This window comes from Klebsiella sp. CN_Kp097, assembly GCF_040064495.1.
Classification (GTDB): domain Bacteria; phylum Pseudomonadota; class Gammaproteobacteria; order Enterobacterales; family Enterobacteriaceae; genus Klebsiella; species Klebsiella aerogenes.
In genome coordinates this window covers 70,418-86,003 of the sequence record NZ_JBEAIL010000021.1, presented here as the reverse complement: position 1 = coordinate 86,003, position 15,586 = coordinate 70,418, and the positions used below count along the sequence as shown (strand labels likewise).

The window sequence follows — 15,586 nt, the reverse complement described above, 5'->3', positions numbered from 1 at the left end:
ACGATAATAACGCCAATATAGCGTAAAACGGAGCAGGAAAGGAAATCGATGCGCTGAGGTGGCGGGGGCAAAATCCCGGCGTGGCGCCGGGAAGATGATTATTAATGGCTGGTCACTGCCGCCGCCGCGACCGGATGATCCGCTGAAGCGACAACCGTGGTACGCGCCACAGGATGGCGACCGTTATCGCTGGTTGCCGCCGCCACCGCCACCGGATGGTCCGCTGTGGCGACAGCCGTAGTACGCGCCACCGGATGGTTGCCATTATCGCTGGTTGCCGCCGCGACCGCCACTGGATGATCGGCTGAGGCTACAGCTGCGGTCCTTGCGACCGGATGGTAACCCGCGAAGGCAGAAATACTTGCTGATGCTAATACCAGGGTCAGAATAATCTTTTTCATAATATCACCTCTAATAATAATAACCTGAAAAAAACCAGGCAAAATATGGCAATAAATACAGCCAATGGATGATTTACCGTAGCAAGCGGCAGCGGGCATGAATAGCTCACTGTTATTTAATTATGGATAACCCGGTACACAACAAATAAAAACGGGAACCCTTAGGCTCCCGTTTCGCATTAATACAGAAAAATGGATTACATGTTTTTGATGATCGCGTCGCCGAACTCAGAGCATTTCAGCAGTTTCGCGCCTTCCATCAGACGCTCGAAGTCATAGGTCACGGTCTTGGCGGCGATGGCGCCTTCCATGCCTTTAACGATCAGGTCTGCGGCTTCGAACCACTGCATGTGGCGCAGCATCATTTCTGCAGATAGGATAATGGAACCTGGGTTCACTTTGTCCTGGCCGGCATACTTCGGCGCGGTACCGTGGGTGGCTTCGAACAGCGCGCACTCGTCGCCAATGTTGGCGCCCGGCGCGATACCGATACCGCCAACCTGCGCCGCAAGGGCGTCAGAGATATAGTCGCCGTTCAGGTTCATACAGGCGATAACATCGTATTCAGCCGGACGCAGCAGGATTTGCTGCAGGAACGCATCGGCGATCACGTCTTTAACCACGATCTCTTTGCCGGTCTTCGGGTTCTTGATTTTCACCCACGGGCCGCCGTCGATCAGCTCACCGCCGAACTCTTCGCGAGCCAGCTGGTAACCCCAGTCTTTGAACGCGCCTTCGGTGAACTTCATGATGTTGCCTTTGTGCACCAGGGTCACGGAATCACGATCGTTAGTGATCGCATATTCGATAGCGGCGCGTACCAGGCGTTTGGTCCCTTCTTCAGAGCACGGCTTGATGCCGATACCGCAATGTTCCGGGAAGCGAATTTTCTTCACACCCATCTCATCGCGCAGGAATTTGATAACTTTGTCAGCTTCGGCAGAGTCTGCTTTCCACTCGATACCCGCATAAATATCTTCGGAGTTTTCACGGAAGATAACCATATCGGTCAGCTCCGGGTGTTTAACCGGGCTCGGGGTGCCCTGATAGTAACGTACCGGACGCAGGCAAACGTAGAGATCCAGCTCCTGACGCAGCGCCACGTTCAGAGAACGGATGCCGCCGCCAACTGGCGTCGTCAGAGGACCTTTAATAGCAACACGGTAATCACGAATCAGATCGAGGGTTTCAGCAGGCAGCCAGACATCCTGGCCGTAAACGTGGGTAGATTTTTCACCGGTGTAAACTTCCATCCAGGAAATTTTACGCTCGCCTTTATAGGCTTTCTCAACGGCGGCATCAACCACTTTCAGCATCGCTGGGGTAACGTCAACACCGATACCGTCGCCTTCAATGAACGGGATAATCGGGTTATGAGGGACGTTCAGTTTGCCGTTTTGCAGGGTGATTTTCTGACCTTCCGCCGGAACTACTACTTTGCTTTCCATTAACCTCTCCTTCGAGCGCTTCTGGTTCTGCTCTTCCCTCTTCACGCGAGCCTGGTGTTGGCTTAGTCGGCCTACTCCTGAGTACCGGGTTGCCCCGCTAACCGGAGATTCGCGTCCGTGTTGCCTTCCTGCCTGTATTGCGAATCGGTTTGAGCAATTTTTTGTTAATAATTTGTAATGAGCATGTCAATACTACCTGAATGTTTGCGTCCATGAAAGGCATTCGTAATTAGGCTATAATGCGGCAATTGAGAGAGCCTGAAAATACCATGCAGAAAACTTCATTTAGAAAACATCGCGTTGAGCGATTCAGCACACAACAAGTGACCAGACAACGTAAAGAACGCCAGCTTAAAACTGTGATCTTGTTCAATAAACCCTACGATGTGTTGCCGCAGTTTACCGACGAGTCCGGGCGTCGCACGCTGAAGGATTTTATCCCTGTCGCCGGCGTTTACGCTGCCGGTCGCCTTGACCGCGACAGCGAAGGTCTGCTGGTGCTGACCAACGACGGCGCGCTACAGGCAAAACTGACCCAGCCCGGCAAGCGCACCGGCAAGATTTATTTCGTTCAGGTGGAAGGCGAACCTACAGAAGAAGCGATCCGCGCGCTGCGCGACGGAGTGACGCTAAACGATGGACCCACCCTACCCGCCGGCGTGGAGCTGGTGGATGAACCCGCCTGGCTTTGGCCGCGCAATCCGCCGATTCGCGAGCGTAAATCGATTCCCACTCGCTGGCTAAAAATCACCCTCTATGAGGGACGCAACCGTCAGGTTCGCCGGATGACCGCCCACGTCGGTTTTCCGACGCTAAGGCTAATTCGCTACGCCATGGGCGGCTATACGCTTGATGGTTTAGCCAACGGCGAGTGGCGTCAAACCGAATAACCGCATTCATAAGGAAGCTCGATGTTTAAACCGCACGTCACCGTCGCCTGCGTGGTACACGCCAAAGGCAAATTCCTGATTGTTGAAGAGACGATTAACGGCAAAGCGCTATGGAACCAGCCAGCCGGTCATCTTGAGGCCAATGAGACCCTGGCGCAGGCCGCCGAGCGCGAACTGTGGGAAGAGACCGGTATTCGCGCCGCGCCGCAGCACTTCATCCGCATGCACCAGTGGCAGGCCCCGGATAATACGCCATTCCTGCGCTTCCTGTTTGCCATTGAGCTTAACGATACGTGCGCTACTGAACCGCACGACAGCGACATCGATCGCTGTCTGTGGCTCAGCGCTGAGGAAATTCTTAACGCTAAAAACCTGCGCTCGCCGCTGGTGGCGGAAAGCATTCGCAGCTATCAGCAGGATCCGCGGCATCCGCTGTCGCTGATTGCGGAATTTAACTGGCCGTTCACAGGGGGTGCCTGAACGGTTGACGCGTGCTAGAATACGCCGCCTTGAAGTTCAATGTGGTGAGTATTCCAATGTCAGAAAGTCCAAAAAAAGTGATCGTCGGCATGTCCGGCGGCGTCGATTCCTCTGTTTCCGCCTACCTTCTGCAACAGCAAGGGTATAAGGTGGAAGGCCTGTTCATGAAGAACTGGGAGGAAGACGACGGTGAGGAATACTGCACCGCCGCTGCCGACCTCGCCGACGCGCAAGCCGTCTGCGATAAGCTCGGTATTGAACTGCATACCGTCAACTTTGCCGCAGAATACTGGGATAACGTCTTCGAGCTGTTCCTCGAAGAGTATAAAGCAGGCCGTACGCCGAACCCGGATATCCTGTGCAACAAAGAGATCAAATTCAAAGCCTTCCTTGAGTTCGCCGCAGAAGACCTCGGCGCTGACTACATCGCCACCGGTCACTACGTGCGCCGCGCCGATGTCAACGGCAAAAGCCAACTGTTGCGCGGGCTCGACGGCAATAAAGACCAGAGCTATTTCCTCTACACCCTCAGCCACGAACAAATCGCGCAAAGTCTGTTCCCGGTCGGTGAGCTGGAAAAACCGCAGGTGCGTAAAATCGCCGAAGAGCTGGATCTTATCACCGCGAAGAAAAAAGACTCTACCGGCATCTGCTTTATCGGCGAGCGTAAGTTCCGCGACTTCCTGGGCCGCTATCTGCCTGCGCAGCCGGGCAAAATCATCACCGTCGACGGCGATGAGATCGGCGAACACCAGGGGCTGATGTATCACACCCTCGGCCAGCGTAAAGGGCTCGGCATCGGCGGCACCAAAGAAGGTAGCGAAGATCCGTGGTACGTGGTCGATAAAGACGTGGAAAACAACGTGCTGATCGTCGCCCAGGGTCACGATCACCCGCGTCTGATGTCCGTCGGCCTGATTGCCCAGCAGTTACACTGGGTCGATCGTCAGCCGCTGCAGGGCACCCTTCGCTGCACGGTGAAAACCCGCTACCGCCAGACCGACATCCCCTGCACCGTGAAGGCGCTGGATGACGACCGCATCGAGGTTATCTTTGATGAACCCGTCGCCGCCGTGACGCCGGGACAGTCGGCTGTTTTCTATAGCGGCGAAGTGTGTCTCGGCGGCGGAATTATCGAACAGCGTCTGCCGCTGGCGTCTTGATCGACCATTTTCCGCCGGATGCCTGATTAACGCCCGGCGGGTTACAAGGAGTAAGCGTGGCGAAGAATTATTATGACATCACTCTGGCGTTGGCGGGCGTATGCCAGGCGGCGCGGCTGGTTCAGCAACTGGCGCATCAGGGGCATTGCGACAGCGACGCCCTGCACGTTTCGCTGAACAGCATCATCGATCTCGACCCGGATTCAACGCTGGCGGTATTCGGTGGGAGTGAAGCCAATCTTCGTCTCGGGCTTGAGACTCTGCTCGGCGTGCTGAATACCAGCAGCCGTCAGGGCCTCAACGCGGAGCTCACCCGCTACACATTAAGCCTGATGGTGCTGGAACGTAAACTCGCCGCCAGCAAAGGGGCGATGGATACCCTCGGCAACCGCATCGGCGGCCTGCGCCGTCAGTTAGAACATTTTGATCTACAATCTGAAACGCTGCTCAGCGCGATGGCCGGCATTTACGTTGACGTCATCAGCCCACTGGGGCCGCGCATTCAGGTCACAGGTTCCCCTGCCGTGCTGCAAAGCCCGCAGGTTCAGGCGAAAGTCCGTTCTACCCTGCTCGCCGGCATTCGTTCCGCCGTGCTATGGCATCAGGTTGGCGGCGGACGTCTGCAGCTCATGTTTTCTCGCAATCGTCTGGTTAACCAGGCAAAACAAATTCTTGCTCATTTAACCCCGGAGTTATGATTTATGGAATTATCCTCACTGACCGCCGTTTCCCCCGTAGACGGCCGCTACGGCGATAAAGTCAGCGCGCTGCGCGGTATCTTCAGCGAATTCGGTTTGCTGAAATTCCGTGTACAGGTAGAAGTCCGCTGGCTGCAAAAACTGGCCGCGCACGCAGCGATCAAGGAAGTTCCTGCTTTTGCTGCCGACGCAAACGGTTTCCTTGATAAAATCGTTGCCGACTTCAGCGTAGAGGACGCGGAGCGTATCAAAACCATCGAACGCACCACCAACCACGACGTGAAAGCGGTAGAATATTTCCTCAAGGAAAAAGTCGCCGATATCGCCGAGCTGCACGCGGTGTCAGAATTCATTCACTTCGCCTGTACTTCTGAAGACATCAACAACCTGTCGCACGCGCTGATGCTGAAAACCGCACGTGACGAAGTGGTGCTGCCGTACTGGCGCAAGCTGATTGACGCGATTAAAGATCTGGCGACCCAATACCGTGACGTGCCGCTGCTTTCTCGTACCCACGGTCAACCGGCTACCCCGTCCACCATGGGCAAAGAGATGGCCAACGTCGCCTACCGTATGGAGCGCCAGTACCGTCAGCTGAATCAGGTGGAAATCCTCGGTAAAATCAACGGCGCGGTCGGTAACTACAACGCCCACATCGCTGCCTATCCGGAAGTTGACTGGCACCAGTTCAGTGAAGAGTTCGTTACTTCGCTTGGCATTCAATGGAACCCGTACACCACCCAGATCGAGCCGCACGACTACATTGCCGAACTGTTCGATTGCATGGCGCGCTTCAACACCATCCTGATCGATTTCGATCGCGATGTGTGGGGCTACATTGCGCTCAACCACTTCAAACAGAAAACCATCGCCGGCGAAATCGGCTCTTCGACCATGCCGCATAAAGTGAACCCGATTGACTTCGAAAACTCCGAAGGCAACCTCGGCCTGGCGAACGCCGTGATGCAGCATCTGGCCAGCAAACTGCCGGTTTCCCGCTGGCAGCGCGACCTGACTGACTCCACCGTGCTGCGTAACCTCGGCGTAGGTATCGGTTATGCGCTGATCGCGTACCAATCCACGCTGAAAGGCGTGAGCAAACTGGAGCTGAACCAGGATCGTCTGCTGGACGAACTGGACCACAACTGGGAAGTGCTGGCTGAGCCGATCCAGACCGTCATGCGCCGCTACGGTATCGAAAAACCGTACGAGAAGCTGAAAGAGCTGACCCGCGGTAAGCGCGTTGATGCCGAAGGCATGCAGCAGTTCATCGACGGCCTGCCGCTGCCGGAAGCAGAAAAAATCCGCCTGAAGGCGATGACCCCGGCTAACTACATCGGCCGCGCGACCACCATGGTCGACGAGCTGAAGTAACCGGCCTGACTCAGGTAGCATGGGCAATCTCTTCGCGCATGCTACCTGGCAATCCCCCGCTTTCCACGCAGAAAAACGCGCTCTCCCGCCTGGTTTAAATAATGTTTACCCCCAGCCCCACATAATGGCGTTAAACTATTAAAATCGAAAATGAAATGGAGAATGGGCATGCGCGTACTCGTCGTTGAGGATAATGCTCTGCTGCGCCATCACCTCAAGGTCCAGCTACAGGAATTGGGGCATCAGGTGGATGCTGCGGAAGATGCAAAGGAAGCAGACTACTACCTGGGCGAGCACATCCCGGATGTCGCCATCGTTGACCTCGGCCTACCGGATGAAGACGGTCTGTCGCTAATCCGCCGCTGGCGCAGTCACGACGTATCGGTACCGGTACTGGTGCTGACCGCCCGTGAAGGCTGGCAGGATAAAGTTGAGGTGCTGAGCGCTGGCGCCGATGATTACGTCACCAAACCCTTCCATATCGAAGAGGTCGCCGCCCGCATGCAGGCGTTGCTGCGTCGCAATAGCGGTCTGGCCTCGCAGGTTATCTCGATCCCGCCGTTCCAGGTGGATTTATCGCGCCGCGAGTTATCGGTCAATGAACAGCCGATCAAGCTCACCGCCTTTGAGTACACCATCATGGAAACGCTGATCCGTAACCGCGGCAAAGTGGTGAGCAAAGATTCGCTAATGCTGCAGCTCTACCCGGATGCCGAACTCCGCGAAAGCCACACCATCGATGTGTTGATGGGGCGGCTGCGTAAGAAAATCCAGGCGCAATATCCGCAGGACGTGATCACCACCGTGCGCGGCCAGGGCTACTTATTCGAACTGCGCGGATGAAAAGCGTGTTACGACATATTCTTCCGCTTTCTCTGCGCGTCCGCTTTCTGCTGGCGACCGCCGCCGTGGTACTGATCCTGTCGTTGGCGTACGGCATGGTTGCGCTGGTAGGCTACAGCGTGAGCTTTGATAAAACCACCTTCCGCCTGCTGCGCGGCGAGAGCAACCTGTTCTACATGCTGGCGAAGTGGGAAAATAACCACATCGATGTCGATATCCCCGAACACCTGAACATGCAGAGCCCGACGGTGACGCTGATTTACGACGCCAAAGGTAAACTGCTGTGGGCGCAGCATGACGTCCCGTGGCTGGTGAAGCGGATCCAACCTGAATGGCTGAAAAGCAACGGCTTTCATGAAATAGAAGCCGATGTTGGCAGCAGTAGTCTGCTGCTGCGCAATAATGATGAAATGCGCGAACAGCTTGACGCCATCCGCGAGGAAGACGACTCCTCGGAGATGACGCACTCGGTGGCGATTAATCTCTATCCAGCCACCGCGACGATGCCGCAATTGAGTATTGTGGTGGTCGACACCATTCCGGTGGAGCTAAAACGCTCTTATATGGTGTGGAGCTGGTTTATTTACGTGCTGGCGGCCAACCTGTTGCTGGTCATTCCGCTGCTGTGGCTTGCCGCCTGGTGGAGTTTACGCCCTATCGAATCCCTGGCGAAAGAGGTCCGCGAGCTGGAAGAACATCATCGCGAGAGGCTCGATTCTCACACCACTCGTGAACTTACCGGCCTGGTCAGTAACCTCAATCGCCTGCTGAAAAGCGAGCGTGACCGCTATGACAAATACCGAACCACCCTCACTGACTTAACCCACAGCCTGAAAACGCCGCTGGCGGTGCTGCAAAGTACCCTGCGCTCGTTGCGCGGCGAGAAAATCAGCGTCAGCGAAGCTGAGCCGGTAATGCTGGAGCAGATTAGCCGCATCTCGCAGCAAATCGGCTACTATCTCCACCGCGCCAGCATGCGCAGCGGCAATGCGCTTCTCAGCCGGGAACTGCACCCCATCGCCCCGCTGCTGGATAGCCTGACCTCTGCTTTAAATAAGGTCTACCAGCGTAAAGGGGTCAACATCACGCTGGATATTTCGCCGGAGATAAGCTTTGTCGGCGAGCAGAACGACTTTATGGAAGTGATGGGCAACGTTCTCGATAACGCCTGCAAGTACTGTCTGGAGTTTGTCGAAGTCTCGGTACGCCAGACCAACGACAACCAGTTGCATATTCTGGTGGAGGACGACGGCCCCGGTATCCCCCGCAACCAACGCACGGCGGTGTTCGATCGCGGCCAGCGCGCCGATACGTTGCGTCCGGGTCAGGGGGTAGGCCTGTCTGTCGCCCGCGATATCGTCGAACAGTACGACGGCGATATCCTGACCGGCGACAGCCTGCTCGGCGGCGCCTGCATGGAAGTTATCTTTGGCCGCCAGCTTCCTGATGATAAAGAGAGCTAACGCAACAGTTTTTTAACGGCGCCTGCATCGCCGCGGCGCCGCATCCGTTATAATCCCAGACAGACACCTGCTGTGGAATATAAATATGGACTATCAATTAACGCTTAACTGGCCCGACTTCATCGAACGCTACTGGCAAAAACGCCCGGTAGTGTTAAAGCGCGGCTTCGCCAATTTCATCGACCCAATCAGCCCGGATGAACTGGCCGGCCTGGCCATGGAGAGTGAGGTCGACAGCCGCCTGGTGAGCCATCAGGACGGAAAATGGCAGGTCAGCCATGGTCCATTTGAAAGCTACGATCATCTTAGCGAGAACAACTGGTCGCTGCTGGTGCAAGCAGTAAACAACTGGCACGAGCCGACGGCGGCATTGATGCATCCCTTCCGCGCCCTGCCGGACTGGCGTATCGATGACCTGATGATCTCTTTCTCCGTTCCCGGCGGCGGCGTGGGTCCACACCTTGATCAATACGACGTGTTTATTATTCAGGGCACCGGGCGCCGGCGCTGGCGCGTGGGCGAAAAGGTGCCGATGAAGCAGCACTGCCCGCATCCCGATCTGCTACAGGTTGATCCATTCGAGGCCATCATCGATGAAGAGATGGAACCTGGCGATATTCTCTACATTCCGCCAGGATTCCCACATGAAGGCTATTCTCTGGAAAATTCGCTTAACTATTCGGTCGGCTATCGTGCGCCGAATGCCCGCGAGCTGTTCAGCGGTTTTGCTGACTATATTTTGCAACGAGAGTTGGGCAGCCAGCGCTATGCCGATCCGGACGTGCCATCCCGCGACCATCCGGCCGATATTCTGCCGGTTGAACTGGATCGCCTGCGTGAGATGATGCTGGGGCTGATTAACCAACCTGAACACTTTAAGCAGTGGTTTGGCGAGTTCATTACCCAATCCCGCCACGAGCTTGACGTAGCGCCGCCGGAGCCGCCATACCAGCCGGATGAAATTTACGATGCGCTGCAGCAGGGCGATAAGCTCGCCCGCCTTGGCGGCCTGCGCGTGCTGCGGATCGATGGCGAAGTGTTCGTTAACGGCGAGAAAATCGACTCTCCGCATCGCCCGGCGCTTGACGCCCTGGCAACGCATCTGTCGCTACGCGCCGAACATTTCGGCGATGCGCTGGAAGACCCATCTTTCCTCGCCATGCTGGCGGCGCTGGTCAACAGCGGATACTGGTTCTTCGAGGACTGAGTCGACACCCTGCCCGGTGGCGCTGCGCTTACCGGGCCGACAAACGGCATCAACCCATACCCCGCCCGGTGGCGCTACGCTTACTGGGCCGACAAATGGCATCAACCTACACCCTGCCCGGTGGCACTGCGCTTACCGGGCCTACAAACGGCATCAACCCGCATCCTGCCCGGTGGCGCTACGCTTACCGGGCCTACAAACGGCATCAACCTACACCCTGCCCAGTGGCGCTGCGCTTACCGGGCCTACAGGACCGGGCTCTGGGTTTAACGTTTTGCCGTCAGCTCCGCAATCCGCACAATCACCTGCACGGCTTTCTCCATGCCCTCCAGAGTGACAAACTCGTGCTTACCGTGATAGTTGTAGCCGCCGGTAAATAGGTTCGGGCACGGTAAGCCCATGAAAGAGAGCTGGGCGCCGTCCGTACCGCCGCGGATTGGCTTTATCTGCGGCTCGATATCGCAGTCCACCATCGCCTGACGCGCGATGTCCACTACATGCGGATGGGCAATCACCTTCTCATGCATGTTGTAATAACTATCTTCGATCACCAGTTCGATGTAGCAATCCGGATGTAGCCCTTTACCGACCTTTTTGGCGATCTCCATCATTTTGCGTTTGCGCGCTTCAAACTGCTTGCGATCGAAATCGCGCAAAATGTAGTGCATCTCCGCCCGGTCGACGCTGCCCTTGATGCTGGTCAGGTGATAAAAGCCTTCATAACCGTCGGTAGTTTCAGGCGCTTCATTGGCGGGCACTTCGGCATGAATTCGCGCCGCCAGCGATAAAGCGTTAACCATCACCCCTTTCGCGGTGCCGGGATGCACATTATTGCCAACGATTTTGATAGTGACCGACGCGGCATTGAAGTTTTCAAATTCCAGCTCACCGACCCCGCCGCCATCCACGGTGTACGCCCAGCGGGCATCAAATGCGGCGACGTCAAAGTGCTTCGCGCCTTTGCCGACTTCTTCATCCGGCGTAAAGGCGACGCGAATATCGCCGTGAGGGATCTTTTTCGCCTGCAGCGTCGCCAGCGCCGTCATGATCTCTGCGATGCCCGCTTTATCGTCGGCGCCAAGCAGCGTTTTACCGTCGGTGGTGATCAGGGTCTGGCCTAACAGCTGATGCAGGACCGGGAACATCACCGGCGACAACACTTCATCGCCGATGCCGAGGGCGATATCGCCGCCGCGGTAGTTTTCGACAATTTGCGGATTCACGTTCTTGCCGCTGAAATCCGGCGAGGTATCAACGTGGGAAATAAAACCGATGGCCGGGATTTCGCCTGCGACGTTGGCCGGCAGCGTCCCCATCACCGTGCCCTTTTCACTTAGCGTCACGTTGACCAGCCCCATCTCTTCCAACTGGCTCTGCAGCAAACGCAGCAGCTTCCACTGCCCTTCGGTACTGGGAACCTGACGCACGCCAGGCTTCGATTGCGTATCTAAAGAAACATACTGCAGAAAACGCTCAAGCAATTTATCCATGTGGCCACCCTCTTTTTTTGTGACAACATTATCAATAAGGGCGAAAAGACAAATATTGCGTCAGGTCATTTTTAGCCCGTAAACCAAAATTTAATACATTTACATGCATTATGTGTAAAGGTGGTACACCGCGGTACAACAATGATTGGCGATTACAATCGTTTGCCGTAAAATGCTGGCCCTTATTAATTATGTGCAACCCCAAAGGTGGTTAATCACAAACCCCGCAGCGATCCCTTTTCCGTTGCGTCTACATGGGACAGAGTCAAAAATTGAATATACAACCGCGTTCGCTTTCTCCGCTGGTACAACTGGCGGGAATTCGCAAAAGCTTTGATGGTAAGACCGTTATCTCCGATCTCAACTTAACCATCAATAATGGTGAATTTCTCACCCTGCTTGGCCCCTCTGGCTGCGGTAAAACAACCGTTCTTCGTCTAATCGCTGGTCTGGAAAGCGTCGATGTCGGACGTATCCACCTTGAAGACCAGGATATCACCCATGTTCCGGCGGAAAACCGCCACGTCAATACCGTATTCCAAAGCTATGCGCTTTTCCCGCACATGACCGTGTTTGAAAACGTCGCCTTCGGCCTGCGGATGCAGAAAACCCCGGCGGCAGAAATCACCCCGCGGGTGATGGACGCTTTGAAAATGGTACAGCTGGAGGCGTTTGCCCAGCGTAAGCCCCACCAGCTCTCCGGCGGCCAGCAGCAGCGCGTCGCCATCGCCCGGGCGGTGGTCAACAAACCGCGTCTGCTGCTGCTTGATGAATCCCTCTCGGCGCTCGACTACAAGCTGCGTAAGCAGATGCAGAACGAACTCAAAGCGCTACAGCGCAAGCTCGGCATCACTTTTGTTTTCGTCACCCATGACCAGGAAGAAGCCCTGACCATGTCCGACCGCATTGTGGTGATGCGCGATGGCAAAATCGAGCAGGACGGCACTCCGCGTGAAATCTACGAAGAGCCGAAGAATCTGTTCGTCGCCAGTTTTATAGGCGAAATCAACATCTTCAACGCGACCGTCATTGACCGTCTGGATGAACAGCGCGTACGCGCCTGCGTCGAAGGCCGCGAGTGCAATATCTACGTCAACTTCGCCGTTGAAAAAGGGCAACAGCTGAACGTACTGCTGCGTCCAGAAGATCTCCGCGTGGATGAAATTCATCACGGCAGCGAAGCTGACGGCCTTATCGGCTACGTGCGCGAGCGCAACTACAAGGGGATGACCCTTGAGTCGGTTGTTGAGCTGGAAAACGGCAAGATGGTTATGGTCAGCGAATTCTTCAATGAAGACGATCCGGACTTTGACCACTCGCTCGACCAGAAAATGGCGATTAACTGGGTAGAAAGCTGGGAGGTTGTGCTGGCCGATGAAGAACACCAGTAAATTCCAGAATGTGGTGATCGCCACCATCGTGGGCTGGCTTGTGCTGTTCGTTTTCCTGCCCAACCTGATGATCATCGCCACCAGCTTTCTGACCCGCGACGATGCGAACTTCGTCAAAATGGTCTTCACGCTGGATAACTACTCGCGGCTGCTGGATCCGCTCTATTACGATGTGCTGCTGCACTCGTTGAATATGGCGCTGCTGGCGACCCTCGCCTGCCTGGCGTTGGGCTACCCGTTCGCGTGGTTCCTGGCGCGCTTGCCGCAAAAGGTACGCCCGCTGCTGCTGTTCTTGCTGATCGTCCCGTTCTGGACGAACTCGCTGATCCGCATCTATGGGCTGAAGATTTTCCTCAGCACCAAAGGCTATCTGAACGAGTTCCTGCTGTGGTTGGGGGTTATCGATACGCCGGTACGCATTATGTACACGCCATCGGCAGTGATTATCGGCCTGGTCTATATTTTGCTGCCGTTTATGGTGATGCCGCTCTACTCCAGCATTGAGAAACTGGATCGCCCGCTGCTGGAGGCGGCAAAAGATCTCGGCGCCAGCAAGCTGCAGACTTTTATCCGCATCATTATTCCACTGACCATGCCGGGAATTATCGCCGGCTGTCTGCTGGTGATGCTGCCGGCAATGGGGCTCTTTTACGTCTCAGACCTGATGGGCGGCGCCAAAAACCTGCTGATCGGCAACGTTATTAAGAGTCAGTTCCTTAATATCCGCGACTGGCCGTTCGGCGCGGCAACCAGTATTACCTTAACGCTGGTGATGGGGCTGATGTTGTTGATTTACTGGCGCGCGGCGCGCCTGCTGAATAAAAAAGTGGAGCTGGAATGATCGGTCGACTGCTGCGCGGCGGCTTTATGACCGCCATTTACGCGTATCTCTACATCCCTATTATTATTCTGATCGTTAACTCGTTTAACCGCTCGCGCTTTGGCATTAACTGGCAAGGCTTCACCACCGACTGGTATAGCCTGCTGATGAATAACGATAGCCTGCTGCAGGCCGCCCAGCACTCGCTGACCATGGCGGTGCTGTCGGCAACCTTCGCCACGCTTATCGGCTCGCTCACCGCCGTGGCGCTGTATCGCTACCGTTTTCGCGGTAAGCCGTTCGTCAGCGGAATGCTATTCGTCGTGATGATGTCGCCGGATATCGTGATGGCTATCTCCCTGCTGGTGCTGTTTATGCTGATCGGTATTCAATTGGGTTTCTGGTCGCTGCTGTTTTCGCATATCACCTTCTGCCTGCCATTCGTGGTGGTGACCGTGTTCTCTCGCCTGAAAGGCTTTGATGTGCGCATGCTGGAAGCGGCGAAAGATCTCGGCGCCAGCGAGATGACCATCCTGCGCAAAATCATCCTGCCGCTGGCGCTGCCGGCGGTAGCGGCCGGGTGGCTATTGAGCTTTACCCTGTCGATGGATGACGTGGTGGTCTCTTCGTTTGTCACCGGTCCGGGTTATGAAATCCTGCCGCTGAAGATCTACTCCATGGTGAAGGTCGGCGTTTCACCAGAAGTGAACGCGCTGGCGACGATTCTGTTGGTTCTTTCGCTGGTGATGGTTATCGCCAGTCAGTTAATTGCACGTGATAAAACTCAGGGGACGTTAAAATGAAAAAATGGTCACGCCACCTGCTCGCCGCGGGCGCTCTGGCTTTGGGCATGGGCGCCGCGCAGGCGGACGATAGCAAAACGCTTTACTTCTATAACTGGACTGAATACGTGCCGCCAGGCCTGCTGGAACAGTTCACCAAAGAGACCGGCATCAAGGTGATCTATTCGACCTACGAGTCGAATGAAACCATGTACGCCAAGCTCAAAACCTATAAAGACGGCGCTTACGATCTGGTGGTGCCATCAACCTATTTCGTCGACAAAATGCGCAAAGAAGGCATGCTGCAAAAGATTGACAAGAGCAAGCTGAGTAACTTCAGCAACCTCGATCCGCAGATGCTGAATAAACCTTTCGACCCAAATAACGACTACTCGATTCCCTACATCTGGGGCGCGACGGCAATCGGCGTCAATAGCGATGCTATCGACCCGAAAACCGTGACCAGTTGGGCCGACCTGTGGAAACCGGAATATAAAAGCAGCCTGCTGCTGACCGACGACGCGCGCGAGGTGTTCCAGATGGCGCTGCGCAAACTGGGCTATTCCGGCAACACCACCGATCCAAAAGAGATTGAAGCGGCTTATAACGAGCTGAGAAAGCTGATGCCAAACGTCGCGGCGTTCAACTCCGATAACCCGGCAAACCCGTATATGGAAGGCGAAGTGAACCTTGGCATGGTCTGGAACGGTTCCGCTTATGTCGCGCGTCAGGCAGGTACCCCGCTGGAAGTGATTTGGCCAAAAGAAGGCGGCATTTTCTGGATGGATAGCCTGTCGATTCCGGCGAATGCCAAAAACGTTGACGGCGCGCTGAAGTTGATTAACTTCCTGCTGCGCCCTGATGTCGCGAAACAGGTAGCCGAAACTATCGGCTATCCGACGCCAAACCTGGCCGCGCGCAAAATGCTCAGCCCGGAAGTCGCCAACGATAAATCGCTGTATCCGGATGCCGCCACTATCGAAAAAGGCGAATGGCAAAATGACGTCGGCAGCGCCAGCGCCATTTATGAAGAGTATTACCAGAAACTGAAAGCCGGGCGCTAACCCCGTAAGGCGGAACCCTGGTTCCGCCTTTTTCCCCCTGCCCGCCCGATGCTGTAGATAATGCACAGACTC

The 15,586-nt window shown here is 55.6% G+C and carries 15 protein-coding genes; 12 read left to right on the top strand and 3 right to left on the bottom strand.

Going from position 1 to position 15,586, the window contains the following annotated elements; all coding sequences use genetic code 11:
* Nucleotides 1-101: 101 nt before the first annotated feature.
* Complete coding sequence (locus ABLV07_RS18220) at nt 102-401, bottom strand: hypothetical protein (RefSeq protein WP_015367134.1); 300 nt, start codon at nt 399-401, stop codon at nt 102-104.
* 197 nt (nt 402-598) lie between these two features.
* Nucleotides 599-1,849 carry an NADP-dependent isocitrate dehydrogenase gene (gene icd / locus ABLV07_RS18215; RefSeq protein WP_015367140.1) on the bottom strand — a complete coding sequence of 417 codons (1,251 nt, stop codon included), beginning with the start codon at nt 1,847-1,849 and terminating at the stop codon, nt 599-601.
* 239 nt (nt 1,850-2,088) lie between these two features.
* Between icd and rluE the strand changes: the two genes are divergently transcribed.
* The 8 genes from rluE (at nt 2,089) to ABLV07_RS18175 (ending at nt 9,967) form a co-directional block, all read left to right on the top strand.
* The gene (gene rluE / locus ABLV07_RS18210) at nt 2,089-2,739 is read left to right on the top strand and encodes a 23S rRNA pseudouridine(2457) synthase RluE (RefSeq protein WP_032705674.1); all 651 of its coding nucleotides are present in this window, start codon (nt 2,089-2,091) and stop codon (nt 2,737-2,739) included.
* 21 nt (nt 2,740-2,760) lie between these two features.
* Nucleotides 2,761-3,219, top strand: a complete 459-nt coding sequence (locus ABLV07_RS18205; RefSeq protein WP_015367142.1) for an NUDIX hydrolase — start codon at nt 2,761-2,763, stop codon at nt 3,217-3,219.
* Nucleotides 3,220-3,275: 56 nt separating this feature from the next.
* The gene (mnmA, locus tag ABLV07_RS18200; RefSeq protein WP_015367143.1) at nt 3,276-4,382 is read left to right on the top strand and encodes a tRNA 2-thiouridine(34) synthase MnmA; all 1,107 of its coding nucleotides are present in this window, start codon (nt 3,276-3,278) and stop codon (nt 4,380-4,382) included.
* A 56-nt stretch (nt 4,383-4,438) separates the two neighbouring features.
* Nucleotides 4,439-5,080 (top strand): high frequency lysogenization protein HflD, encoded by a 642-nt coding sequence (gene hflD, locus ABLV07_RS18195; RefSeq protein WP_015367144.1) that lies wholly within the window; start codon nt 4,439-4,441, stop codon nt 5,078-5,080.
* Between the two features lie 3 nt (nt 5,081-5,083).
* Nucleotides 5,084-6,454 (top strand): adenylosuccinate lyase, encoded by a 1,371-nt coding sequence (gene purB / locus ABLV07_RS18190; protein WP_015367145.1) that lies wholly within the window; start codon nt 5,084-5,086, stop codon nt 6,452-6,454.
* Nucleotides 6,455-6,622: 168 nt separating this feature from the next.
* A complete protein-coding gene (phoP, locus tag ABLV07_RS18185) occupies nt 6,623-7,297 on the top strand; it encodes a two-component system response regulator PhoP (protein WP_015367146.1) in 675 nt (224 codons plus the stop codon).
* Nucleotides 7,294-8,760, top strand: a complete 1,467-nt coding sequence (gene phoQ, locus ABLV07_RS18180; RefSeq protein ID WP_015705063.1) for a two-component system sensor histidine kinase PhoQ — start codon at nt 7,294-7,296, stop codon at nt 8,758-8,760. The genes phoP and phoQ overlap by 4 nt, the downstream gene beginning before the upstream one ends.
* Nucleotides 8,761-8,845: 85 nt before the next feature.
* A complete protein-coding gene (locus tag ABLV07_RS18175; RefSeq protein ID WP_015367148.1) occupies nt 8,846-9,967 on the top strand; it encodes a cupin domain-containing protein in 1,122 nt (373 codons plus the stop codon).
* A gap of 266 nt (nt 9,968-10,233) precedes the next feature.
* On the opposite strand, the gene pepT is transcribed toward ABLV07_RS18175, so the two are convergent.
* Complete coding sequence (gene pepT, locus ABLV07_RS18170; RefSeq protein ID WP_045361297.1) at nt 10,234-11,457, bottom strand: peptidase T; 1,224 nt, start codon at nt 11,455-11,457, stop codon at nt 10,234-10,236.
* Between the two features lie 254 nt (nt 11,458-11,711).
* Here pepT and potA point away from each other — a divergent pair, with 254 nt between their 5' ends.
* The 4 genes from potA to potD are packed head-to-tail and all read left to right on the top strand — an operon-like array spanning nt 11,712 to nt 15,514.
* Nucleotides 11,712-12,848: a spermidine/putrescine ABC transporter ATP-binding protein PotA gene (gene potA / locus ABLV07_RS18165; protein WP_047058277.1), complete on the top strand. Its 1,137-nt coding sequence runs from the start codon at nt 11,712-11,714 to the stop codon at nt 12,846-12,848.
* Nucleotides 12,832-13,689, top strand: coding sequence for a spermidine/putrescine ABC transporter permease PotB (potB, locus tag ABLV07_RS18160; RefSeq protein WP_015705059.1), 858 nt, complete (start codon nt 12,832-12,834; stop codon nt 13,687-13,689). Before potA ends, potB begins: the two co-directional genes overlap by 17 nt.
* Nucleotides 13,686-14,471, top strand: a complete 786-nt coding sequence (potC, locus tag ABLV07_RS18155) for a spermidine/putrescine ABC transporter permease PotC (RefSeq protein WP_012968557.1) — start codon at nt 13,686-13,688, stop codon at nt 14,469-14,471. The genes potB and potC overlap by 4 nt, the downstream gene beginning before the upstream one ends.
* Nucleotides 14,468-15,514: a spermidine/putrescine ABC transporter substrate-binding protein PotD gene (gene potD / locus ABLV07_RS18150; protein WP_015367153.1), complete on the top strand. Its 1,047-nt coding sequence runs from the start codon at nt 14,468-14,470 to the stop codon at nt 15,512-15,514. The genes potC and potD overlap by 4 nt, the downstream gene beginning before the upstream one ends.
* Nucleotides 15,515-15,586 lie beyond the last annotated feature (72 nt).